Here is a 21,614-nt window from a genome sequence, read left to right as displayed (position 1 = left end):
ACGTTGAGCACGATTTATAATGTTGAGAGCTCGGTTACGCTTTCATAACATTTTCATTCGAAAATCGCGCGATAGATAACAATTCGGGAACATTCCCCAGAAATGATGTTCAGGCTACCACTACACTATCACTATCAGGAAACGAGATATGGTCATGCGTAGGTTTACACCGTGGTTACTGGCTCTCGCCTTAAGCGGATGTAGCATCCTGCAGGGTACGCCGGAGGCGCCGCCGCCGGCAAGCGATCATCCGCAGGAGATTCGTCGCAATCAGACTGAGGGCCTGCAAAAGATAGGTACCGTCAGCGTTCTGATGTACGGTTCGCCGATGGATGTCGAGACCGCGTTGAAAGCCAAAGCAGAAGCCGCAAAAGCGGATTACTACGTCATCGTCATGATCGATGACACCATGGTTCCCGGCCAGTGGTATTCGCAAGCGATTCTGTATCATAAATAGCGGTGTGATGCGTTTTTAACCAGCTTTACACTGCTTTGCGTCCATTCACGTTCTCCTGCGCATAATAACGTTCAGCCAGCCTTTTGGCAGAACGTTAGCAAACGGACTGCCCTCGGGATTACGTGAAATGGAGCTGACGATGAAACGATCACTGACCTTACCCAGCCTGTTGCTGACCACCGCGACGGCCAATACTTCCGCTCAGTCAGCCGAATTCGCCAGTGCGGATTGCGTCACCGGCCTGAACGAAATTGGTCTGATTTCCGTCAATAATATTTCCGGCAGTCAGCAGGATGTCGAGCACGCCATTGCCGTAAAAGCCGATGAGCAGGGCGCTTCCTGGTATCGTATCGTTCAGATGTATGAAGAGCCGCAGCCGGATAGCTGGCGAGTGCAGGCTATTCTCTACGCCTGAGAAGGCTGTCGTCCGCGCCCCATCGCCCGCAGCAGCGCATCGTCCAGCAGCTGCGCGTCCAGGCGGATACCTCCTCGCGGATCCAGCATCATCCGGCACCATGCCTGGGCCAGCGGTGGAGACGCAAAGCGCAGCATCTGCGCGCCCGCCCCCAGGCAATACACCAGACGCGCTATTTCTCGTCCCTGCGCCTCAACAGGTCGCCGTAAGAGTTGCTGAAGCTGTCGCCACGCGCGGTCATAATGCCGGTTCTGCCCCTTAACCTCAGCACACTCCGCTGCCAGCATTTCTAACGCCGCCGGCTGCTTGCCAAGCACCCGCATCACGTCGAGACACATAATATTGCCGGAGCCTTCCCAGATACTATTCACCGGCATCTCACGGTATAAGCGCGGGAGTTCGCTCTCTTCGCAATAACCGATACCGCCCAGCACTTCCATCGCCTCAGCGACAAACGGTATACCGGCGCGACAGATAGCAAACTTGGCGACCGGGGTAAATAAACGAGCCCATAGCACTTCATGCGCATCGTCGCGCCGATCCCAGGCGCGAGCCAGACGGAACAGAAAAGCGGTTTGTCCTTCAAGACGCAGCGCCATCTGGCCCAGCACCTGGCGCATCATCGGCTGATCGGCCAGATTCTTGCCGAACGCCTGACGCTGCAGCGCATGGTACAGCGCCACCGAGTATGCGCGGCGCATCAGGGCATGGCTGCCGGCCGCGCAGTCGAAGCGGGTCAGCGCGCCCATCTTGAGAATTTGCCGCACGCCGTCGCCCTCTTCGCCTATCAGCCACCCGCAGGCGTCAAAGAATTCGGCTTCGCTACTGGCGTTAGAGCGGTTGCCTAATTTATCTTTCAGCCTCTCCAGGCGCACGCCATTGCGTTGGCCATCGGGTAAAAAGCGCGGCACAAAGAAGCATGAGAGCCCGCCCGGCGTCTGGCCTAATACCAGATGCGCATCGCTCTGCGGCACCGAGAAGAACCATTTATGGCCCACCAGCCGATAGAATCCTTCCGCCGTTTTTTCCGCTCGGGTGGTATTGCTGAGCACATCCGAACCACCCTGTTTTTCGGTCATTCCCATGCCAATCAGCAATCCACGTTTCTGATCGCCCGGTGCGAGATGCGGGTCATAGCGATCGCTGAGTAATGGCGGCAACCAATCGCTGAACACAGCAGGTAACGCGCGCTGCAGCAGCGGCGTTGCGGCGAAGGTCATGGTTATCGGGCATAACGTTCCCGCCTCCACCTGAGCATGCAGCATAAAGCGGGCGGTACGGGCAACAAATGAACCCGCGCGGGCGTCTTCCTGCCAGGAGAGGTTATGCACCCGGTTGGCGCACAGTCCCTGCATCAGCAAATGCCAGGCGGGATGAAACCGCACGTCATCCAGCCGGGCGCCGGTGGCGTCATAGCGTAATAGTTCTGGCGGGTTGCTATTCGCCAGTCGCCCCAGCTCCAGCGATTCCGCCGTGCCCAACTGTTGGCCGATGCTGGCGAGCAGATCGCCATCCCAACCGGCGCCTTCACGCACTACCGCCTCACAAAGCGCGGTATCGGACAAAAACAGATTGCTGTTACACAGCGGCGTCGGTTGATTGAATACGGTATGCGTTTGCCAGTGCATGATGTCTCCCTCCGTCAATGGCTCTGATAGTAAGTATGGTCGCCCGCATAGACGGTCACAAAAAAACCGCTACGCCTTCGTGAAGCCCATCACAGGCATAAGAATTTAAAATTTCCTCAGGAAAAATGTATGGAATAATTTATTCATTCGTTACTGTTTTGTATCAGTCGGGGCTTCCTATGCACACCGCCAGCACAACATCAGCGGCGCAAAAACGCGCGCTGATCGCCGGTTCTATCGGTAACTTTATTGAATGGTACGAGTTTGCGGTCTATGGCTTTCTGGCGACCGTAATTGCAAAAAACTTCTTCCAGTTGAACGGGGAAGCGCCGCTGACCGGGCTGATTCTGACTTACGCCTCTTTCGCGATTGCGTTCTTCTTTCGCCCGCTGGGCGCCATCGTTTTTGGCCGTCTCGGCGATCGTATTGGCCGCAAGCCGACGCTGATTATCGTGTTGGTACTGATGACGCTCGCCACCACGGCAATCGGGCTGGTACCGGTTTACGCCAGCATCGGTATTGCGGCGCCACTCCTGCTGACCGGATTACGTATTCTGCAGGGGTTGTTTGCCGGCGGCGAGTATGGAGGAGCGGTATCGCTGATGACCGAGTTCGCCCCTAAAGGTAAACGCGGTCTGTATGGCGCATGGCAATCTTTTACCGTGGCATTAGGGTTGCTGGCAGGCGCAGGCGTGGTCGCGCTGATTTCCGCCGTACTGAGCCCCGAAGCGCTGCATGACTGGGGCTGGCGAATTCCCTTCTTCCTCGCCATACCGATGGGCATCGTTGCGCTATGGCTACGCGTTAAAATGGAAGAGACGCCGGGCTTTTTACGCCAGCAGCAGACTACGCCGCCTGCGGAAACCCGCGCCAGTTGGCGCCAGACGCTCAAAGCGATTTTCACCGGCATTGGCCGGCTGATGGTATGGTCGGCGGCGGGTTATACCTACCTGGTGATCATGCCCTCGTACCTCCAGTCCGCGCTACACACCGGTTTTAATCAGGCGCTGCTAATTGCGGTGATCTCCAACATTGGCTTCGCCATCACCATCTTGCCTGCCGGGATGCTCAGCGATAAGTTGGGACGTCGGCGGGTGATGGTCGCGGCTGCGGTATTGCTGCTGGTACTGGCGCTACCGCTGCTGAAAATATTGCAGGCGGAAAGCAGCACGCTGCTGGTGAAAGGTATCGTGGTGCTGATTGCGGGTGGACTGGTGGGGATTCTGGCCGGGCCTGGGCCGGCGATGCTGGCGGAGATGTTCCCTACCAGGGTGCGTTATACCGGGCTGGGGTTAGCCTATTCGCTATCAAATGCCGTGTTTTCCGGCTGTGCCGGATTGATTATTACCGGCCTGATTAAACAGACCGGTAATCTGGACATTCCGGCGTACTACGTGATGGCGACAGCCGTCGTCAGTATTGCCGCGCTAATGACGCTCAATAAGAACGATCATCTGCGCGCGCTGGATGACTAACCCACCGCGCCAGCGGCGGCTTAGCTGCGCTGGCGCACCGCTTCAAACAGGCAGATACCGGTGGCGACGGAGACGTTCAGCGAAGAGACGCTACCCGCCATCGGGATGCTGATCAGTTCATCACAATGCTCGCGGGTCAAACGACGCATACCTTCACCTTCCGCGCCCATCACCAGCGCCATCGGGCCGGTCATTTTGCTCTGGAACAGCGTATGGTCGGCTTCGCCGGCGGTACCGACAATCCACACGTTTTCTTCCTGCAGCAGACGCATAGTACGCGCCAGATTGGTGACGCGGATCAGCGGCACGCTTTCCGCCGCGCCGCAGGCGACTTTTTTCGCCGTAGCATTGAGCTGAGCGGAACGATCGCGCGGCACGATCACCGCATGCACGCCTGCGGCGTCGGCGCTACGCAGGCAGGCGCCGAGGTTGTGCGGATCGGTGACGCCGTCGAGGATCAGCAGGAACGGTTGATCGAACTGCGCCAGCAGATCCGGCAGATCGTTTTCCTGATACTGACGTCCCGGCTTCACGCGGGCAATGATGCCCTGATGCACCGCGCCTTCGCTTTTCTCATCGAGGAACTGGCGGCTGGCAACCTGAATCACCACGCCCTGCGCTTCAAGGGCATGGATCAGCGGCAGCAGACGCTTATCCTCACGGCCTTTCAGAATAAAAACTTCCTGAAAACGCTCAGGGGCGCGTTCCAGCAGTGCCTGCACCGCATGGATGCCGTAAATCATTTCACTCATTGATGTACTCGTTTTAGGTTCTGTTATCCGTTCCCTTCACCCCGTTCTGCGCCAGCAGACTTCAGGGCGAAGGGACGTCAATCACTCGGCGATCTTCTTTTTCGCCGCGCGCTTGGCTTTGGTTGCCGCGGCGATTTTCTGCGTTTTCGCCGACGGTTTTTTCGCTTTCTTTTCGCCTTTCGGTTTGGCTTTAGCTTTCTCTTTTTCCTTACGGAAGGCGCTATCCGGCTCGAAGTTTACCTGCTTGCCAACCTGACGACGACGGCCGCCGCCGTTTTTACCCGGCGCGCCCTTCTTCGCTTTTTCGCGTGCGGTTTTGCCAACATTACGCGGACCGCGTTCGCTGGAAATCAGGCTGAAATCAATCTTACGCTCATCCATATTGACCGCTTCGACGCGCACTTCCACGCGGTCGCCCAGGCGGTATGTCTGGCCGCCGGACTCGCCGATCAGCCGCTGCCCGACCTGGTCGAAGCGATAGTAGTCATTATCCAGCGAGGAGACATGTACCAGACCATCGATAAACAGATCGTTCAGGCGGACGAAGAAGCCAAAGCCGGTGACGCTTGCGATCACGCCGGAGAAGGTGTTGCCCACCTGATCCTGCATGAAGTCGCACTTCAGCCAGTCTGACACTTCGCGCGTCGCTTCATCGGCGCGGCGCTCGGTCATCGAGCAGTGCTCGCCCAGCTGCAGCATCTCTTCCATGCTGTAGTGCCAACCGCCGGTCTCGGTGCTATTGCCTTTATGTCCCTGCTCTTTCGCCAGTAAATACTTAATAGCGCGATGCAGCGACAGGTCAGGATAACGACGGATCGGCGAGGTGAAGTGGGCGTATGACTGCAGCGCCAGGCCGAAGTGGCCGCGGTTTTCCGGATCGTAGACCGCCTGCTTCATGGAACGCAGCAGCATCGTCTGCAGCATTTCCGCATCCGGGCGATCGGCGATGGAAGTCAGCAGCTCGGCGTAATCGCGCGGCTCCGGTTTGTTGCCGCCCGGCAGCTCCAGCCCCAGCTCCGCCAGCACGGTGCGGAAGGCGGTAATCGCTTCGGTGCTTGGCTTATCGTGAATACGGAACAGCGCTGGCTCCTGCGCTTTCTCAACGAAACGCGCCGCGGAGATGTTCGCCAGAATCATGCACTCTTCGATCAGCTTGTGCGCATCGTTACGCTGAGTCTGTTCGATACGCTCGATACGACGCTCGGCGTTGAAGATGAATTTAGCTTCTTCACTTTCAAATGAGATACCGCCGCGCTCTTCACGGGCGCCATCCAGCACCTTATAGAGGTTATGCAGCTCTTCAATATGCTTCACCAGCGGCGCGTAGTGTTCGCGCAGCTCTTGATCGCCCTGCAGCATATGCCAAACCTTGGTGTAGGTCAGACGGGCGTGAGAGCTCATCACCGCTTCATAGAATTTAAAGCCGGTCAGGCGACCTTTTGACGAGATCGTCATTTCGCAGACCATACACAGGCGATCGACCTGCGGATTCAGCGAGCACAGGCCGTTGGACAGCACTTCCGGCAGCATCGGTACGACCTGCGAAGGGAAGTAGACTGACGTCCCGCGGCTGCGCGCTTCGCCGTCCAGCGGCGTACCAGGGCGCACATAGTAGCTCACGTCGGCGATAGCCACCCATAGACGCCAGCCGCCGCCGCGTTTTTTCTCGCAGTACACCGCGTCATCAAAGTCGCGGGCATCTTCGCCGTCAATAGTAACCAGCGGCAGAGAGCGCAAATCAACGCGCCCCGCTTTCGCCTCTTCCGGCACCTGCTCTTTGAGGCCGGAGACCTGTTTTTCCACCGCCGGCGGCCAGATGTAAGGGATCTCATGGGTACGCAGCGCCATATCAACGGCCATGCCAGTGCCCATATTGTCGCCCAGCACTTCAACTATTTTGCCGACCGCCTTGGTACGACGGGTTGGACGCTGGGTCAGCTCGACCACCACCACGTAGCCCATACGCGCGCCCATAATCTCTTCAGGCGGGATCAGGATATCGAAGCTAAGACGGCTGTCGTCCGGCACCACGAAGCCTACACCGGCATCGGTGAAGTAACGGCCGACGATCTGGCTGGTTTTCGGCACCAGAACGCGAACGATGCGCGCTTCTCGACGGCCCTTGCGGTCCGCGCCCAGCGGCTGGGCCAGTACCTGGTCGCCATGAATACACATTTTCATCTGCTCAGATGAAAGATACAGGTCGTCTTTGCGCCCTTCGACGCGTAAAAAGCCGTAGCCGTCGCGGTGGCCAATAACGACGCCTTTGACTAAATCGAGACGCTCCGGCAGCGCATAGCACTGACGACGAGTGAAGACCAACTGGCCGTCACGTTCCATCGCACGCAGGCGGCGACGCAGCGCTTCAGTTTGTTCTTCGCCCTCAATATTTAACTCAATCGCCAGCTCATCACGGCTGGCCGGTTTTTCACGTTTGGTTAAATGTTCGAGGATAAATTCCCGGCTCGGGATTGGATTCGCGTACTTCTCAGCTTCGCGTTCCTGGAATGGGTCTTGTGACATATCGGTTCCTCCGTTGTCATCTCCGATGAAAGTCTGACTGCGTTTTACGCCGCCGCTTTGTGGGTTCTCTTTACGCTGCGGCGCAAATCATTCAGCGCTTTTCTTCCACCAGTAATAATTTATATAGCGGTTGATTCTTTTCAACCAAATCGGCCAGCGTGTAGTTATCCAGTTCCTTCAGGAAACTTTGCGCGGCTTCGGCAAGTGCCTGTTTCAGGCGGCAAGCGGGAGTAATGTGGCAAAATTCGCTGCTGCAATTCACCAGCGATAGCGGCTCCAGATCGCGTACAACATCACCCACGCGAATCATTTTAGCCGGCTTGCCAAGGCGAATCCCCCCATTCTTTCCCCGCACGGCCGTCACGTAGCCAACACGGCTTAACTGATTGATTATTTTGACCATATGATTACGGGAAACGCCATAGACATCCGTCACCTCGGAAATACTGGTCATTCGGTCATCCGGCAACGACGCCATATAAATCAGCGCGCGTAATCCATAATCGGTGAAACTCGTTAACTGCACATCAACCTCAGGGTAAGGGGAAAGCGGTGAATCCGCGGGTATTAACTCTATTGATGATAAACCAGCCAGCGCTCAGGCCGCTAATTTATTTGAAATGGGGCGGGCGAACTGCAAAAACAAGGGCGCCCGAACGGCGCCCCTGGATGATGATTACGCGTCGAACGGGTCACGCAGAATCATAGTCTCAGTACGGTCAGGACCGGTAGAGATGATATCAACCGGCACGCCGGTCAGCTCTTCAATACGAGCGATGTAGTTCAGCGCTGCCTGCGGCAGACCGCTGCGCTCTTTCACGCCGAAGGTGGTTTCGGACCAGCCCGGCATGGTTTCGTAGATAGGCTCAATACCTTCCCAGTTGTCGGCAGCCAGCGGAGTGGTGGTCACTTCACGGCCGTCCGGCATACGGTAGCCGACGCAGATTTTCACTTCTTTCAGGCCGTCCAGGACGTCCAGTTTGGTCAGGCAGAAGCCGGACAGGGAGTTAATCTGCACCGCGCGGCGTACCGCAACAGCGTCCAGCCAGCCGGTACGACGACGACGGCCGGTAGTGGCGCCGAATTCGTTACCCTGCTTGCACAGGAACTCGCCGGTTTCATCAAACAGCTCGGTCGGGAACGGACCCGCGCCTACACGAGTAGAGTAAGCTTTGATGATACCCAGAACGTAATCCACATAACGCGGGCCCAGGCCGGAACCGGTCGCCACGCCACCAGCAGTGGTGTTGGAGGAAGTTACATACGGATAGGTACCGTGGTCGATATCCAGCAGCGTGCCCTGCGCGCCTTCGAACATCACGAAGTCGCCGCGCTGACGCGCCTGATCCAGCAGATCGGAAACATCAACGACCATGCCGGTGAGGATGTCGGCAATCGCCATCACATCGTCCAGCACTTTCTGGTAGTCAACCGCTTCTGCTTTATAGAAGTTCACCAACTGGAAGTTGTGATATTCCATCACTTCTTTCAGTTTGTCAGCGAAGGTGGCTTTATCAAACAGGTCGCCAACGCGCAGGCCGCGACGAGCGACTTTATCTTCGTAAGCCGGGCCGATACCGCGACCGGTCGTACCGATAGCTTTCGCACCGCGTGCTTTTTCACGCGCTACGTCCAGCGCAACGTGATAATCGAGAATAAGCGGACAGGCTTCGGACAGCAGCAGACGCTCACGAACAGGGATACCACGGTCTTCCAGACCTTTCATCTCTTTCATCAGCGCAGCCGGAGACAGCACAACACCGTTACCGATGATGCTGGTTACATTCTCGCGGAGAATACCTGATGGAATAAGATGGAGGACGGTTTTTTCACCGTTGATTACGAGAGTATGGCCTGCGTTATGGCCACCCTGGTAGCGCACAACATATTTAGCCCGTTCTGTCAGGAGATCGACGATCTTCCCTTTACCTTCGTCACCCCATTGGGTGCCCAGTACGACGACGTTGTTACCCATTTTTTCAAAATCACCGTTTGCTTAAAAATGGATTCTACCATCGCTTTTTCAGAGTTACAGCACTTTTTGCACTCAAAATGAGGGTAATCCGATTATTTTTTGATCAGCCAATCGATTTCCTCAACATGTAGTAGATGACGATGCCAGCTACCACAAGACCGCCGCCAAAGCGACGCAATAAATTATCCGGCAGTTGGCTCATGGTCGCTACCATCTTGCGCCAGGCGCGGGGATAAAGCAGTGGGCCAAGACCTTCGAGAACTAAAACCAGCGCCAGTGCCAGCCAAATTGTTGCATTCATTATTGATGACCCTTATAGAAAAACAAAACCGCCGCCAGTTTGGCGCCGGTGAGTATTACCGCAAACCCTTTTTCTTTCTTCACATTCTCCGGCATTTCATAGGCAATATGAAACCACTAGCTGAGAGAAAAATCACAATCAATGGCATGAAAAAAGGCGCCTCTTGCAAGGCGCCTTCTGATTTCACACCAACCCGGCTTATTTACGCACGGAATCCGGTGACTTCATGTAACGGAAGAAATCGCTATCCGGGCTGAGAACCATCACGTCCTGGTTGCTCTGGAAGCTCTTCTCGTAAGCACGCAGGCTACGGATAAAGGCATAGAAGCCCGGATCCTGACTGAATGCATCGGCAAACAGTTTTGCCGACTCGGCATCGCCTTCACCGCGCAGGATACGCCCTTGACGCTCTGCTTCCGCCAAAGTCTTGGTCACTTCATAGTCCGCGGTCGCGCGCAGTTTTTCCGCCTCTTCCTGACCTTGTGAACGATGGCGACGAGCAACCGCTTCACGCTCAGCGCGCATACGGTTGTAGATCGCTTCAGACACTTCAGCAGGCAGGTTGATCTGCTTGATACGTACGTCAACGACTTCAATACCCAGCGCCGCCATACTGTTCGGGTTGATCACCTGAACCTTACCGTTAGTTTCAGCTTCTACACGCTCTGCCGCTTTAGCGATAGCGTCATCGGCTGCCGGCGTCGAAACTTCATCTTCTGTACCTGCAGAACCTGAGTTCAGCGCATCACGCACTTCCAGGGTCAAACGACCGCGGGAATCAGTCACGATGTCTTTCACGTCCAGACGACCAATCTCAGAGCGCAAACGGTCAGAGAACTTACGTTTCAGCAGAACTTCGGCCTGGGAGACGTCGCCGCCGCCGGTCGCCAGATAGTAACGACTGAAGTCACTGATGCGCCACTTGATATAGGAGTCGACGATCAGATCTTTCTTCTCTTTGGTAACAAAGCGGTCAGCCTGGTTGTCCATGGTCTGGATACGCGCATCCAGCATTTTCACGGATTCAATAAACGGGATCTTGAAGTGCAGACCCGGCGCATACACCAGCGGCTTGTTCTCATCGTCGCGCAGAACTTTGCCGAAGCGCAGCGTAATGCCACGCTCGCCTTCTTTCACCACGAAGACAGACATGTAGAGCACTACCAGCACGACGACAATGATCGCGATAACAGATTTACGCATCGTTATTCCCCCTGACGCTGGTAGTCGTTACGCTGCGCGTTGGCGCGGCGTTGGTCCATAATGGTACCCCCGGTTGAACTCGAGGTTGATGAAGTGCTGGCGCTGCTTGAGCTGGACGCAGGCGGCAGGCGCAGCAGATCGCTTGCGCCACTGCTATCGCTCTTTGCCGGCGCACCAGTGGCGCCTTTCAGCATCTGATCCAACGGCAGAACCATCAAGTTGCCGCCCTTGCTGTCATTAACCAGCACTTTGCGGGTATGGCTCAGCACTTTTTCCATGGTTTCGATATACAGACGCTCGCGGGTAATTTCCGGCGCGGCTTTATATTCCGGCAGGATCTTCGCAAAGCGAGCGACTTCACCCTGCGCTTCCAGTACGGTCTGGGTTTTATACGCACGCGCCTCTTCGAGGATACGCTGCGCCTGACCGTTAGCACGCGGCTGAACTTCGTTGGTATAAGCTTCCGCTTCGCGGATGTACTGCTGCTCGTTCTCACGCGCGGCAATGGCATCATCAAACGCGGCCTTCACCTCTTCCGGCGGACGCGCCGTCTGGAAGTTGACGTCCAGCAGGGTGATACCCATGTTGTACGGACGAATGGTCTCTTCCAGCTCGCGCTGGGTATCGCTACGGATAACGGTACGACCTTCGGTCAGGATACGGTCCATGGTGTACTTACCAATGACGCCACGCAGGGCGCTGTCGGTGGCCTGACGCAGACTATCGTCGGCGCTGGTCACGCTAAACAGGTAGCGCTCCGGATCGGTCACCCGGTACTGTACGTTCATCTCAACGCGCACGACGTTCTCATCGGAAGTCAGCATGACGCCGGACGCTGCCAGTTCGCGAACCGACTCGACGTTCACCGCTTGCACATTATCGACAAAGGTTGGCTTCCAGTTCAGACCTGGCTCAACCAGATGGCTGAACTTGCCAAAGCGTGTCACCACACCACGTTCCGCTTCCTTGATGGTATAGAAACCGCTGGCTGCCCAGATAATCACCGCCGCTGCAGCAACGATGCCGACAATGCGCCCGCCCATCGGGCCACGCGGCCCCTGCGTCACATTACCGCCACCCTGGCCGCCTTTACCGCCGCCGAGACCGCCAAGTTTTTTGCTTAACTTGCGGAAGATATCATCCAGATCGGGCGGCCCCTGATCGCGACCGCCTTTGTTGCCATTTCCCTCAGAGTTGCCGCCATTCTTGCTGCTTCCCCACGGGTCGCGGTCCTGTCCGTTATTACCGGGCTGATTCCACGCCATGTATATGCTCCATATTTGTTTTTGATATCCCCACAGGGGTTAATATCTTCAGGCCAGGTCAAACCACGTAGTCGACCAACGCAGGCTCTTGTTTGCAGAGGCGACGCCAGTCCACGATGGGCATGCGCACTTGCAGGCTTACGCTGCCGTCATCCTCCATCCACTCTTTTTCTATCGCCTGAAGCTGATAGAACCGGCTTCTCAGACGACCTTCCTGCGGCGGTAAACGCAGCGTATGCTGCGCCACTTCGCCGGAAAGACGTTCTGTTAACGCCTGAAAAAGCAGTGGTACGCCAATCCCGGTCTGGGCGGAGAGCCAGACCCGAATCGGTTTATTCTCTTCATCCCGATCGATGCGCGGTTCAAAATCGTCAAGCACATCGATTTTGTTCATCACCAGCAATGACGGAATTTCATCGGCCTCGATTTCAGCAAGGACCGTATTTACTGCATCAATATTTTCCTGCACGCGGACATCCGCCGCGTCGATAACGTGCAGCAGCAGCGTCGCCTGACGCGTCTCCTGCAGAGTCGCTTTAAACGCCGCCACCAAATCGTGCGGCAGATGACGAATAAAACCTACGGTGTCTGCCAGTACCGTTTCGCCGACGTCTGTGACGTTAATACGGCGCAGCGTCGGGTCCAGAGTGGCGAACAGTTGGTCCGCGGCATAGACTTCCGCTTCGGTTATCTGGTTGAACAGCGTTGATTTTCCGGCGTTGGTATATCCCACCAGCGAGACGGTAGGGATATCGGCCTTGGCGCGTGACCGCCGACCTTGCTCGCGCTGTTTTTCTACTTTTTCCAGTCGCGACAGGATCTGCATAATACGGTTACGCAGCAATCGACGGTCGGTTTCGAGCTGGGTTTCACCCGGTCCGCGCAAACCAATCCCGCCTTTCTGCCTTTCAAGGTGGGTCCAGCCGCGTACCAGACGCGTGGCCAGATGGCGCAACTGCGCCAGCTCAACCTGCAGTTTCCCTTCGTGGGTACGCGCTCGCTGGGCAAAAATATCTAAAATCAGACCGGTGCGATCGATAACCCGGCATTCGCATAGCTGCTCCAGGTTACGTTCCTGGGCCGGACTCAAGGCATGATCGAACAGCACGACCGAGGCGCCGGTCGCTTTTACGGCTTCCGCAATTTCAACAGCCTTACCTTCACCAACAAAATACTTCGGGTGCGGTGCTTTACGGCTACCGGTAATCACCTGCATTGCTTCGACACCGGCGGAAGAGACCAGGGATTCAAACTCCTGGAGATCCTCCATATCTTTGTCTTGCGAAAAATAGATGTGTACCAGTACCGCCTGCTCACCGGCATCATAACGGTCAAACAAGCGTAAACCCCTTATAAAATACCAGCGGGGAACGCAGAAAACCTGGCTCCCCGACGTGGAAAAACAGCATTAGCCTTATTCGGCGTCGTCGCTGTCTTGCTGCGGCGCAGAAGAACCTTGCGCGCTACCACCGTGGTGATAGTTGCTTGCACCGCCGCCAGCATTATTGCTGTGGTGAGACACCGGACGGGACGGGACAACAGTAGAAATTGCGTGCTTATAGACCATCTGGCTGACCGTGTTCTTCAACAGGATCACGAACTGATCGAAAGACTCAATTTGCCCTTGCAGCTTAATACCATTCACCAAATAAATAGAAACCGGAACACGTTCCCGACGCAAAGCGTTCAGGAACGGATCTTGTAAAGATTGCCCCTTAGCCATTCTCTCTTTTCCTTATATGTATGCTTGTTTTGTACTCAGAACCTTACGATTCTTAAAAAAAATTACGCACGATACCGTTCAATTGTACACGTTCAGTTCTGGCTAGCACCAACAACCTGTAATACTTTGTTGAGCGCTTGTTCAGGTTGCTCACTGTCTAACCAGTGAACATCTTCCCAACCGCGCAGCCAGGTGACCTGACGTTTCGCTAACTGTCTCGTCGCGCAAACACCTCGATAAACCATTTCATCATACGAGACCTCGCCTTCAAGGTATGACCACATCTGGCGGTATCCAACACAACGAATGGAAGGCATATCCGTATGCAAATCTCCACGGGCAAATAGCGCCCGCACTTCTGCTTCAAAACCTGAAGCCAACATCTGATGAAAACGCTGCTCAATGCGTTGATGTAGCAGTTCACGGCTCGCCGGGGCGATGGCGAACTGATGCACCTGATACGGCAGAGCCTCTCCTGACGTTTGCGTCAGTTCCGTTAAAGTTTTACCCGAAATGAAAAAAACTTCCAGTGCTCGGGAAAGTCTTTGCGGATCATTTGGATGAATACGCGCGGCGGCCACGGGATCGATCTCCTGTAACTGCCGGTGCAATGCGTGCCACCCCTGCTCTGCTGCTTGTTGCTCAATTCTGGCCCTGACTGCGGGATCCGCCGAAGGCAGCGGCGATAACCCTTCCAACAACGCTTTGAAATACAACATCGTTCCGCCGACCAACAGCGGGATGCGCCCGGCGGCGACGATATCCGCCATTTCCGCCAACGCATCGCGACGAAAATCCGCCGCCGAGTAAGACTCTGCCGGATCAAGGATATCCAGCAACCGATGCGGCGCAGCGCTAAGCTCCGCGGCATCGGGTTTGGCCGTACCGATATCCATTCCTCGATAGATGAGGGCGGAATCGACGCTAATCAACTCTACGGGCAAAACTTTACGCAAGGCGATAGCTAATGCGGTTTTACCGGAGGCCGTCGGCCCCATTAAAAAAATTGCCTTAGGCAGGCTCGCCTCAGTTACATCACTCATCTTTCAGGGCTGTCATCGCCGAATGTAAATCAACAGGTTGTAACAGGCCACCCGGCGGCGCTTTAATCAGCTGCGGACATAAACGCTCAACGTCCGCCAGCACCGAAATCGCCTGCGCCATACTCCACTGCGCGTGCTCGCTCGTCAGATTACGCGCCGACCACTGGGCAATGTCGCCGACGTCGAATGCCGTTAGCTGCGCCAGGTAGCCTATCAGTTCAGGAATCAAGATTTGTAAATTTTGTTGTCTTAAGGGTAAAGGCACCGCGCGGACCGTCACGTGCTGAGCATCTGCTTGTAAATCGATACCCAATTGCGCCAGCGCCGGCTGCGCCTTTTCCAGCGCCTTACGTTCTGCTTCACTCACTTTAAGACGCAGCGGGATAAGCAGAGGCTGCGCGCAAACCGCTTCCGCGCCCGGCGTTAGCTGCGCCTGACGCAGCCAGCGCTCCGCCACCGGCAGCGCCAGCAACGCCAATGTGCCGCCCCGCTCGAGCAGCGCGCAATCGCCACCGATAATAGTCAGCACCCGGCCAAAGCTTTGGCCATGGGCCGCCAGGCTTTCCGCAGGCGCCGGCGCAACGGGTGCCTTTTCCGCCGCCGGGGTTTGCAGCAGTTGACGATAAAGCGCCCCTTGCTGTTTTTGATAACCCGGCTGGGCGTGCGGCCAACTGGCGCCGCCTGCGCTATAGCCGCCAGCGGCGGCAGGTTCGCGCGGCGCGCGAGTATCATAACCCGCCGCCGGTTCCCGGACCGGCGATGGGCGAGCGAAATGGTTCGCGCCCGCCGCTACGCGGTTTTCCGGCACCTGCCGCGGCGCTGGCGCTTCGTCCTCTGCCACCAGCGGCGCATCAAGCTGCTGCTGCAGCACGCTCAGTACGCCCTGGTAGATAAAATCATGCACCAGCCGTGATTGATGGAAACGTACTTCATGCTTCGCCGGATGCACGTTGACATCAACCTGATGCGGGTCAATCTCCAGATACAGTACAAACGCCGGCTGCTGGTCAGCGCCCAGCTTGTCTTCGCAGGCCTGGCGAATGGCATGGTTGATAAGCCGGTCGCGCATCATACGCCCGTTGACGTAACAATACTGGATTTCCGCTAGTGCCGGATTGGTATGCAATGGATCGGCGACCCAGCCGCGCAGTGTCAAATCGCCATGCTGCCACTCAATGGCCAACGCATGTTCCAGAAACGCCGCGCCGCAAATCGAGCCGAGGCGACGTTCACGCGGGCCGCCTTCCGCCACTGCGCGATACTGGCGCATCATTTTGCCGTTATGGCTGAGATTAATCGTCACATCGAAACGCGCCAGCGCGATGCGGCGGACGATTTCATCAATATGATTAAACTCGGTTTTTTCGGTGCGCATGAACTTGCGTCGCGCGGGAGTATTGTAAAACAGATCCAGCACTTCCAGCGTGGTGCCTATCGGATGCGCCGCCGGTTTCACCGTCACCGCCTGGTCGCGCCCTTCAGCATAGGCCTGCCATGCCTCTTGCTGCTCCGCAGTACGCGAAGTCAACGTCAGGCGGGCGACAGAGCTGATACTGGCCAACGCTTCGCCGCGAAAGCCAAGACTGATGATCGCCTCAAGGTCATCCAGCGAGGCGATTTTACTGGTGGCGTGACGGGCCAGCGCCAGCGCCAGCTCATCTTTTTTGATCCCACAGCCGTTATCGCGAATACGGATAAGCTTCGCGCCGCCGCGTTCGATATCAATGTCGATACGGGTCGCGCCGGCATCAAGGCTGTTTTCGACCAGCTCTTTAACGACCGACGCCGGACGTTCCACCACCTCGCCAGCGGCAATCTGGTTGGCGAGCTGCGGCGGTAGAACCTGAATCGGCATGACCTTCTCCTTAGTTAATCAACGACCCGCCAGGCGAACTGGCGCTGGCGGTTTGCGCAGCCGTGCCGCGCGGCGCTGATTGCAGCGGGTGCTGCATATAATAGTTACGCAGCCCTTTATAAATCGCCTCTGCAATCTGCTGTTGGTAATCATCGCTACCCAGCAGGCGCTCTTCGCCGTTATTACTGATAAAGCCAGTTTCTACGAGGATCGACGGAATATCCGGCGAGCGCAGAACGCCAAGGCTGGCATGCTCCGGGCGGCGTTTATGCAGATTACCAACCCGCTGGAGCTGGCTGAGTACATCGGTCGCCACATCATAACCGACGCGCTGGGAATGGCCGAACTGTAAATCCAGCACCGCCTGGCTCAGATAAGGATCCGACTGGCTATTCGCCAGCACATCGCCCGCGCCGCCCAGAAGTTCGGATTGTTTCTCATGCTGTTCAAGCCAGCCGGCCATTTCGCTGTTAGCGCGGCGGTTAGAAAGTACCCACACCGATGCGCCAGTCGCATCGCGATTCGGGGCCGCATCGGCATGGATAGAGACCAGAAAATTGGCGTTTTGTTTGCGCGCCACGTCCGAACGCCCCATGACCGAGATGAAGTAGTCGCCGTTGCGGGTCAGCACCGGTTTAAACTGCGGATCGTTGTTGAGCAACGCCCGTAGCTTATGGGCGATAGCAATCGTGACGTTTTTCTCTTTGGTGCCGCCCGGCCCAATAGCACCAGGATCCTGGCCGCCGTGACCGGCATCAATAGCGATAATTATTTTTTCGTCAGATGAGACGGTACGCGCCGCCGGTCGGCTGATGGTCTGGTTGTTAGTCATCGCCGGCTGACTGCTGGTGACCACCGTGGTTCTGTCGCTACCAGAGTTTTTAAACGGATTGCGCGGCGGCTCGCTCGGACGCGGGGCCACTACCGGCGCTTCGACCCGTTTCGCTACCACTGGCGGCGGCGGAGGGGGCGGCGGCACATCGGCGTTAATGGTAAAGACGACGGTATAGTTGGCGCCGTTTTGCTGCTTCGCCGCCCGCGTTTTACCATCTTCCGTCAGATCGACCAACAGACGCAGAGATTGCGTATCCTGAGGCGAGCCAGAGCGAATGCTTTTGACCAGATTATTACCGCTAAACTGCAGCGGCAGCCCCTGAAGCACGCCGGTTTGTTTGATATCCAACGCCACCACGCGCTTACCTTGCGGGGTGAAGGAATATTCGGGATCGCCGACAAAACTTAGCGTGATGCGGGCCTGCCGATCGCCGTTTGAGACCTGGATATCGGATAAACTTGCCGCGGACGCCTGAGTGCCGAACAGCATCAGAGCGGCGGCCAGCCAACTGGTTATACGATACTTCATCCCGTCATCCTTTAGGCTAAATGGCTAAACGCGCCAATAAAGACTCACCCAATGAAGAGACCGCCGTTACGCGCGCCTCACGCCCTTGCGCCTGGTAATCCAGGTGAATTTCGACATCCGGGTCAGGCAGTACACCCGCGCCTTGCTGCGGCCATTCCACCAGGCAGATGGCATCGTTAGCGAAGTAATCGCGGATCCCCATAAATTCGAGCTCCTCAGGATCCGCCAGGCGGTACAGGTCGAAGTGATACACCATCAGATCTTCGAGGGTGTAAGGCTCCACCAGCGTATACGTTGGGCTTTTGACATTGCCGCGGTGGCCAAGGGCCTGTAGAAAACCGCGGCTGAAGGTGGTTTTACCCGCGCCTAAATCGCCATACAGATAGATAACCGTCGCGCCGGTACAGGCCTGCGCTACGCGGTTGCCAAGGTCTAATGTCGCCTGCTCGTCGGGTAAAGGAATCACACGGTTAATCATGGTCTAGGTCAATCACATCCGGGTTAACAACACGCCTGAGCGTGCAAAAAAGATCGGTCGCCAGCATCCCACGGGCGCCATCTCTGGCGGCCAGTCGGTCTGCGGCTTCGCCGTGCGCCACGCAGCCTGCGCAAGCGGCATCATACGGGGTCAGCCCCTGTCCCAACAGCGCGGCGATAATGCCGGTGAGCACATCGCCCATCCCGCCGCTGGCCATTCCGGGATTACCGGCATCAATGATACCGATTTCCCCCGCGTTATTCGCCACGACGGTTCCTGCGCCTTTTAGCACCACCACGCCGCCATACCGTTTTACCAGACGTTGTACAGAATGTAAGCGATCGCTTTCAACTTCTGCCACGCTGATATTCAATAAACGGGCGGCTTCGCCAGGATGCGGGGTTAACACGCGATTGTGACGTTTATCGGGATTGATTGCCAGCAGGTTCAACGCGTCGGCATCCCAGACCATCGGTTTGCGAAAATTCTCTACCTGCCGCAGCGCCGCTTTACCCCATTCGCTTTGCCCAAGACCGGGGCCAATCGCCACGACATCCGCCCACTCCAGGCTCTCAGCAAGAGAGTCACCGTTCAGCTCATGGACCATCAATTCCGGTCTGGCAGTCACAATGCCCGCGATATTTTCCGCCCTGGTCAGCACGCGTACTAAACCCGCGCCGGCACGCAGCGCGGCCTCACCTGCCATACGAATGGCGCCAGCGGTGCCGCGATCGCCGCCGATAATCACCAGCCGACCATGCGAGCCTTTATGCGACGTCGGGCGACGCGGCGGCAACCAGCCTGCCAGTTGCGCTGCGGAAAAACGGCGAATAGCGGTGTTTTGCCCGGCAAGCCAGCGCTCCAGCCCGAGCGCATGATGATGTAAGCGCCCGACGACGTCGCGGGCGTTGCCGGTCAGTAGTCCGGGTTTTAGCGCGATAAACGTCAGGGTATGGGCGGCGTGGATTACCGCGCCAGGCGTCGCGCCGGTTTGCGCGTTCAGCCCGGTGGGGATATCAAGCGCAATAACCGGCGCGGGATAGGCATTCGCCAGTTCAATCAGCCCGGCGACGTTAGCGCGCGGCGCGCTATGCAGGCCGGTGCCGAGCAGCCCGTCAATAATCAATGAGATATCATCCGGCCAGGCGCTATCGGCGGCGTGGATGACGCCGCCGGCATTGAGCCACTCTTCCCGCGCGGCCTGCGCCTCTTCCGGCAGCGGCTTATCGCTTTCCAACGCCAGTAGCGTTACCGCGATGCCCTGCGCCTGCGCCAGTCGCGCGACGACATAGCCGTCGCCGCCGTTATTGCCGTGGCCGCAAAGAATCAACCAGTGCTGGCTAGCGGGATAAAGGCTTCGGGCCAGTTGAAACGCCGCCTCGCCGGCACGCCGCATCAATTCAAAAAGCGTCAGCCCGAGACTATCCGCCGCCTCTCTTTCCGCCTGGCGCAGCGTCTCCGCTGGCCACACGATGTGTGGTATACTGTCAGGGTTTTTCGTCATTGTATGGTCCATCATGTCACAGCCCCTCGATCTCAATCAGTTAGCGCAGCAAATCAAACAATGGGGCACCGAGCTTGGCTTCCAGCAGGTCGGTATTACCGATACCGATCTCAGCGCCAGCGAACCTAAACTACAGGCATGGCTGGATAAACAATACCATGGCGAAATGGAATGGATGGCTCGCCACGGCATGATGCGCGCCCGGCCGCATGAACTGCTGCCCGGTACGCTACGCGTGATTAGCGTGCGCATGAACTATCTGCCCGCCAATGCTGCTTTCGCCAGCACTCTGAAAGATCCCACGCTGGGTTACGTCAGCCGTTATGCCCTGGGGCGTGATTATCATAAGCTGCTACGTAACCGCCTGAAAAAACTCGGCGAGATGATTCAGGAACAGTGTGCTTCGCTCAATTTTAGACCGTTTGTCGATTCCGCGCCTATCCTGGAGCGGCCCATCGCTGAAAAAGCGGGCCTTGGCTGGACAGGTAAGCACTCACTTATCTTAAGCCGCGACGCCGGATCGTTTTTCTTCCTCGGCGAGTTGCTTATCGATCTGCCACTGCCGATAGACCAGCCGGTTGCCGAAGAGTGCGGGCGTTGTGTCGCCTGTATGACTATCTGCCCCACCGGCGCCATCGTCGAGCCCTATACCGTTGACGCACGGCGCTGCATCTCCTATCTGACCATCGAGCTGGAAGGCGCTATCCCGGAAGAATTTCGTCCGCTTATCGGCAACCGTATTTACGGCTGCGATGATTGCCAGTTGATTTGTCCGTGGAACCGTTTTTCGCAGCTTACCGATGAAGAGGACTTCAGCCCGCGTAAAGCGCTACATGCGCCGCAGCTGATTGAGCTGTTCGCCTGGAGCGAAGCCTGGTTCCTGAAAGTCACCGAGGGGTCGGCGATACGCCGTATCGGCCACTTACGCTGGCTACGCAATATCGCCGTCGCGCTCGGTAATGCTCCCTGGAATGAAGCCAATCTGGCAGCGCTGGAAAGTCGCCGAGGTGAGCACCCACTTCTCGATGAACACATCGAATGGGCGGTTGCGCAGCAGATAGAAAAGCGAAATGCCAACGTTGTCGAAGTGCAGTTGCCGCAGAAACTACGCCTGGTCCGGGTGGTCGAGAAAGGATTGCCGCGCGACGCCTGATTCATTCACAGGCTGTGAATAAAAACAAAAAAACATTGCGTTTCAACGGGCAGACGTACGTCAAGTGATCGAATTAACAGTTTGAAATGAAATTTAAATGTTAAATTTCAATCAGATACAATAATACTATTTACAAAGTGAAGCATTTGTCGCGCAGTCAGCCAAACGACAGCCTGTGGATAACTCTGTTTACAGTATTTTTGGATAGGTAATGAAAATCATCCCCGGCGCGATTTCGCACTGTGGATAAATTGGATAAAGGAAGAAATTTGGAGCGGGAAACGAGACTCGAACTCGCGACCCCGACCTTGGCAAGGTCGTGCTCTACCAACTGAGCTATTCCCGCTTACATCGGTTTTCAATTTACCTGCTGGTAGCCTGAAAACTATGCTTTGGTATGGTGTGTCTTTCAAATTTTGGAGCGGGAAACGAGACTCGAACTCGCGACCCCGACCTTGGCAAGGTCGTGCTCTACCAACTGAGCTATTCCCGCGTTACTGC

19 protein-coding genes and 2 tRNA genes are annotated in these 21,614 nt (G+C 56.6%); 4 read left to right on the top strand and 17 right to left on the bottom strand.

Features of this window, described 5'->3' with window-relative positions:
* Positions 1–148: 148 nt before the first annotated feature.
* Positions 149–457: a biofilm peroxide resistance protein BsmA gene (gene bsmA / locus PGR29_RS21940; protein ID WP_045379672.1), complete on the top strand. Its 309-nt coding sequence runs from the start codon at positions 149–151 to the stop codon at positions 455–457.
* Positions 458–596: 139 nt separating this feature from the next.
* The gene (gene yjfN / locus PGR29_RS21935) at positions 597–872 is read left to right on the top strand and encodes a DUF1471 family protease activator YjfN (RefSeq protein WP_020079815.1); all 276 of its coding nucleotides are present in this window, start codon (positions 597–599) and stop codon (positions 870–872) included.
* On the opposite strand, the gene PGR29_RS21930 is transcribed toward yjfN, so the two are convergent.
* Positions 863–2,500 (bottom strand): isovaleryl-CoA dehydrogenase, encoded by a 1,638-nt coding sequence (locus tag PGR29_RS21930; RefSeq protein WP_316425303.1) that lies wholly within the window; start codon positions 2,498–2,500, stop codon positions 863–865. The genes yjfN and PGR29_RS21930 overlap by 10 nt on opposite strands.
* Positions 2,501–2,679: 179 nt before the next feature.
* Between PGR29_RS21930 and PGR29_RS21925 the strand changes: the two genes are divergently transcribed.
* Entirely contained in the window at positions 2,680–3,975 is a 1,296-nt protein-coding gene (locus tag PGR29_RS21925; protein ID WP_045396880.1) for an MFS transporter, read from the top strand.
* Between the two features lie 20 nt (positions 3,976–3,995).
* Here the strand turns inward: PGR29_RS21925 and rlmB are convergent, their stop codons facing one another.
* From rlmB to nnr, 14 genes are all read right to left on the bottom strand, one after another.
* Positions 3,996–4,727, bottom strand: a complete 732-nt coding sequence (gene rlmB / locus PGR29_RS21920; protein WP_015704174.1) for a 23S rRNA (guanosine(2251)-2'-O)-methyltransferase RlmB — start codon at positions 4,725–4,727, stop codon at positions 3,996–3,998.
* Between the two features lie 81 nt (positions 4,728–4,808).
* Positions 4,809–7,250 (bottom strand): ribonuclease R, encoded by a 2,442-nt coding sequence (gene rnr, locus PGR29_RS21915; RefSeq protein WP_316425302.1) that lies wholly within the window; start codon positions 7,248–7,250, stop codon positions 4,809–4,811.
* Between the two features lie 91 nt (positions 7,251–7,341).
* The gene (nsrR, locus tag PGR29_RS21910) at positions 7,342–7,776 is read right to left on the bottom strand and encodes a nitric oxide-sensing transcriptional repressor NsrR (protein WP_045379682.1); all 435 of its coding nucleotides are present in this window, start codon (positions 7,774–7,776) and stop codon (positions 7,342–7,344) included.
* A gap of 150 nt (positions 7,777–7,926) precedes the next feature.
* Entirely contained in the window at positions 7,927–9,225 is a 1,299-nt protein-coding gene (locus tag PGR29_RS21905; protein WP_087858289.1) for an adenylosuccinate synthase, read from the bottom strand.
* Between the two features lie 103 nt (positions 9,226–9,328).
* On the bottom strand, positions 9,329–9,526 hold the full coding sequence (locus PGR29_RS21900) for a DUF2065 domain-containing protein (RefSeq protein WP_015368629.1): 198 nt from the start codon (positions 9,524–9,526) through the stop codon (positions 9,329–9,331).
* Between the two features lie 198 nt (positions 9,527–9,724).
* Positions 9,725–10,729, bottom strand: coding sequence for a protease modulator HflC (hflC, locus tag PGR29_RS21895; protein WP_015368630.1), 1,005 nt, complete (start codon positions 10,727–10,729; stop codon positions 9,725–9,727).
* 2 nt (positions 10,730–10,731) lie between these two features.
* Positions 10,732–11,994 carry an FtsH protease activity modulator HflK gene (gene hflK / locus PGR29_RS21890; RefSeq protein WP_015368631.1) on the bottom strand — a complete coding sequence of 421 codons (1,263 nt, stop codon included), beginning with the start codon at positions 11,992–11,994 and terminating at the stop codon, positions 10,732–10,734.
* 58 nt (positions 11,995–12,052) lie between these two features.
* A complete protein-coding gene (gene hflX / locus PGR29_RS21885) occupies positions 12,053–13,333 on the bottom strand; it encodes a ribosome rescue GTPase HflX (protein WP_032713510.1) in 1,281 nt (426 codons plus the stop codon).
* Positions 13,334–13,408: 75 nt separating this feature from the next.
* Positions 13,409–13,717: an RNA chaperone Hfq gene (hfq, locus tag PGR29_RS21880; RefSeq protein WP_045396870.1), complete on the bottom strand. Its 309-nt coding sequence runs from the start codon at positions 13,715–13,717 to the stop codon at positions 13,409–13,411.
* A 92-nt stretch (positions 13,718–13,809) separates the two neighbouring features.
* Positions 13,810–14,760, bottom strand: coding sequence for a tRNA (adenosine(37)-N6)-dimethylallyltransferase MiaA (miaA, locus tag PGR29_RS21875; RefSeq protein ID WP_087858288.1), 951 nt, complete (start codon positions 14,758–14,760; stop codon positions 13,810–13,812).
* On the bottom strand, positions 14,753–16,615 hold the full coding sequence (gene mutL, locus PGR29_RS21870; RefSeq protein WP_316425301.1) for a DNA mismatch repair endonuclease MutL: 1,863 nt from the start codon (positions 16,613–16,615) through the stop codon (positions 14,753–14,755). The genes miaA and mutL overlap by 8 nt, the downstream gene beginning before the upstream one ends.
* Before the next feature lie 10 nt (positions 16,616–16,625).
* Positions 16,626–17,978, bottom strand: coding sequence for an N-acetylmuramoyl-L-alanine amidase AmiB (gene amiB / locus PGR29_RS21865; RefSeq protein WP_113374744.1), 1,353 nt, complete (start codon positions 17,976–17,978; stop codon positions 16,626–16,628).
* A 16-nt stretch (positions 17,979–17,994) separates the two neighbouring features.
* A complete protein-coding gene (gene tsaE, locus PGR29_RS21860; RefSeq protein ID WP_316425300.1) occupies positions 17,995–18,456 on the bottom strand; it encodes a tRNA (adenosine(37)-N6)-threonylcarbamoyltransferase complex ATPase subunit type 1 TsaE in 462 nt (153 codons plus the stop codon).
* A complete protein-coding gene (gene nnr, locus PGR29_RS21855) occupies positions 18,449–19,960 on the bottom strand; it encodes a bifunctional ADP-dependent NAD(P)H-hydrate dehydratase/NAD(P)H-hydrate epimerase (protein WP_316425299.1) in 1,512 nt (503 codons plus the stop codon). Before nnr ends, tsaE begins: the two co-directional genes overlap by 8 nt.
* A gap of 13 nt (positions 19,961–19,973) precedes the next feature.
* On the opposite strand from nnr, the gene queG reads away from it, so the two are divergent.
* Positions 19,974–21,113, top strand: a complete 1,140-nt coding sequence (gene queG, locus PGR29_RS21850) for a tRNA epoxyqueuosine(34) reductase QueG (protein ID WP_087858283.1) — start codon at positions 19,974–19,976, stop codon at positions 21,111–21,113.
* Positions 21,114–21,383: 270 nt separating this feature from the next.
* On the opposite strand, the gene PGR29_RS21845 is transcribed toward queG, so the two are convergent.
* A tRNA-Gly gene (locus tag PGR29_RS21845) sits at positions 21,384–21,459 on the bottom strand.
* A 71-nt stretch (positions 21,460–21,530) separates the two neighbouring features.
* Positions 21,531–21,606: transfer RNA gene (locus PGR29_RS21840), tRNA-Gly, on the bottom strand.
* Between the last annotated feature and the right edge of the window lie 8 nt (positions 21,607–21,614).

The sequence above is a fragment of the Klebsiella sp. 141203 genome, assembly GCF_032601985.1.
Lineage (GTDB): Bacteria > Pseudomonadota > Gammaproteobacteria > Enterobacterales > Enterobacteriaceae > Klebsiella > Klebsiella aerogenes.
This window is presented reverse-complemented; position numbering and strand designations above follow the sequence as displayed.

Excerpts from the sequence above, each read along its gene's own strand:
- bsmA (WP_045379672.1), top strand. The coding sequence starts at position 149 with ATGGTCATGCGTAGGTTTACACCGTGGTTACTGGCTCTCGCCTTAAGC.
- yjfN (WP_020079815.1), top strand. The coding sequence starts at position 597 with ATGAAACGATCACTGACCTTACCCAGCCTGTTGCTGACCACCGCGACG.
- PGR29_RS21930 (WP_316425303.1), bottom strand. The coding sequence starts at position 2,500 with ATGCACTGGCAAACGCATACCGTATTCAATCAACCGACGCCGCTGTGT.
- PGR29_RS21925 (WP_045396880.1), top strand. The coding sequence starts at position 2,680 with ATGCACACCGCCAGCACAACATCAGCGGCGCAAAAACGCGCGCTGATC.
- rlmB (WP_015704174.1), bottom strand. The coding sequence starts at position 4,727 with ATGAGTGAAATGATTTACGGCATCCATGCGGTGCAGGCACTGCTGGAA.
- rnr (WP_316425302.1), bottom strand. The coding sequence starts at position 7,250 with ATGTCACAAGACCCATTCCAGGAACGCGAAGCTGAGAAGTACGCGAAT.
- PGR29_RS21905 (WP_087858289.1), bottom strand. The coding sequence starts at position 9,225 with ATGGGTAACAACGTCGTCGTACTGGGCACCCAATGGGGTGACGAAGGT.
- PGR29_RS21900 (WP_015368629.1), bottom strand. The coding sequence starts at position 9,526 with ATGAATGCAACAATTTGGCTGGCACTGGCGCTGGTTTTAGTTCTCGAA.
- hflC (WP_015368630.1), bottom strand. The coding sequence starts at position 10,729 with ATGCGTAAATCTGTTATCGCGATCATTGTCGTCGTGCTGGTAGTGCTC.
- hflK (WP_015368631.1), bottom strand. The coding sequence starts at position 11,994 with ATGGCGTGGAATCAGCCCGGTAATAACGGACAGGACCGCGACCCGTGG.
- hfq (WP_045396870.1), bottom strand. The coding sequence starts at position 13,717 with ATGGCTAAGGGGCAATCTTTACAAGATCCGTTCCTGAACGCTTTGCGT.
- miaA (WP_087858288.1), bottom strand. The coding sequence starts at position 14,760 with ATGAGTGATGTAACTGAGGCGAGCCTGCCTAAGGCAATTTTTTTAATG.
- mutL (WP_316425301.1), bottom strand. The coding sequence starts at position 16,615 with ATGCCGATTCAGGTTCTACCGCCGCAGCTCGCCAACCAGATTGCCGCT.
- amiB (WP_113374744.1), bottom strand. The coding sequence starts at position 17,978 with ATGAAGTATCGTATAACCAGTTGGCTGGCCGCCGCTCTGATGCTGTTC.
- tsaE (WP_316425300.1), bottom strand. The coding sequence starts at position 18,456 with ATGATTAACCGTGTGATTCCTTTACCCGACGAGCAGGCGACATTAGAC.
- nnr (WP_316425299.1), bottom strand. The coding sequence starts at position 19,960 with ATGACGAAAAACCCTGACAGTATACCACACATCGTGTGGCCAGCGGAG.
- queG (WP_087858283.1), top strand. The coding sequence starts at position 19,974 with ATGTCACAGCCCCTCGATCTCAATCAGTTAGCGCAGCAAATCAAACAA.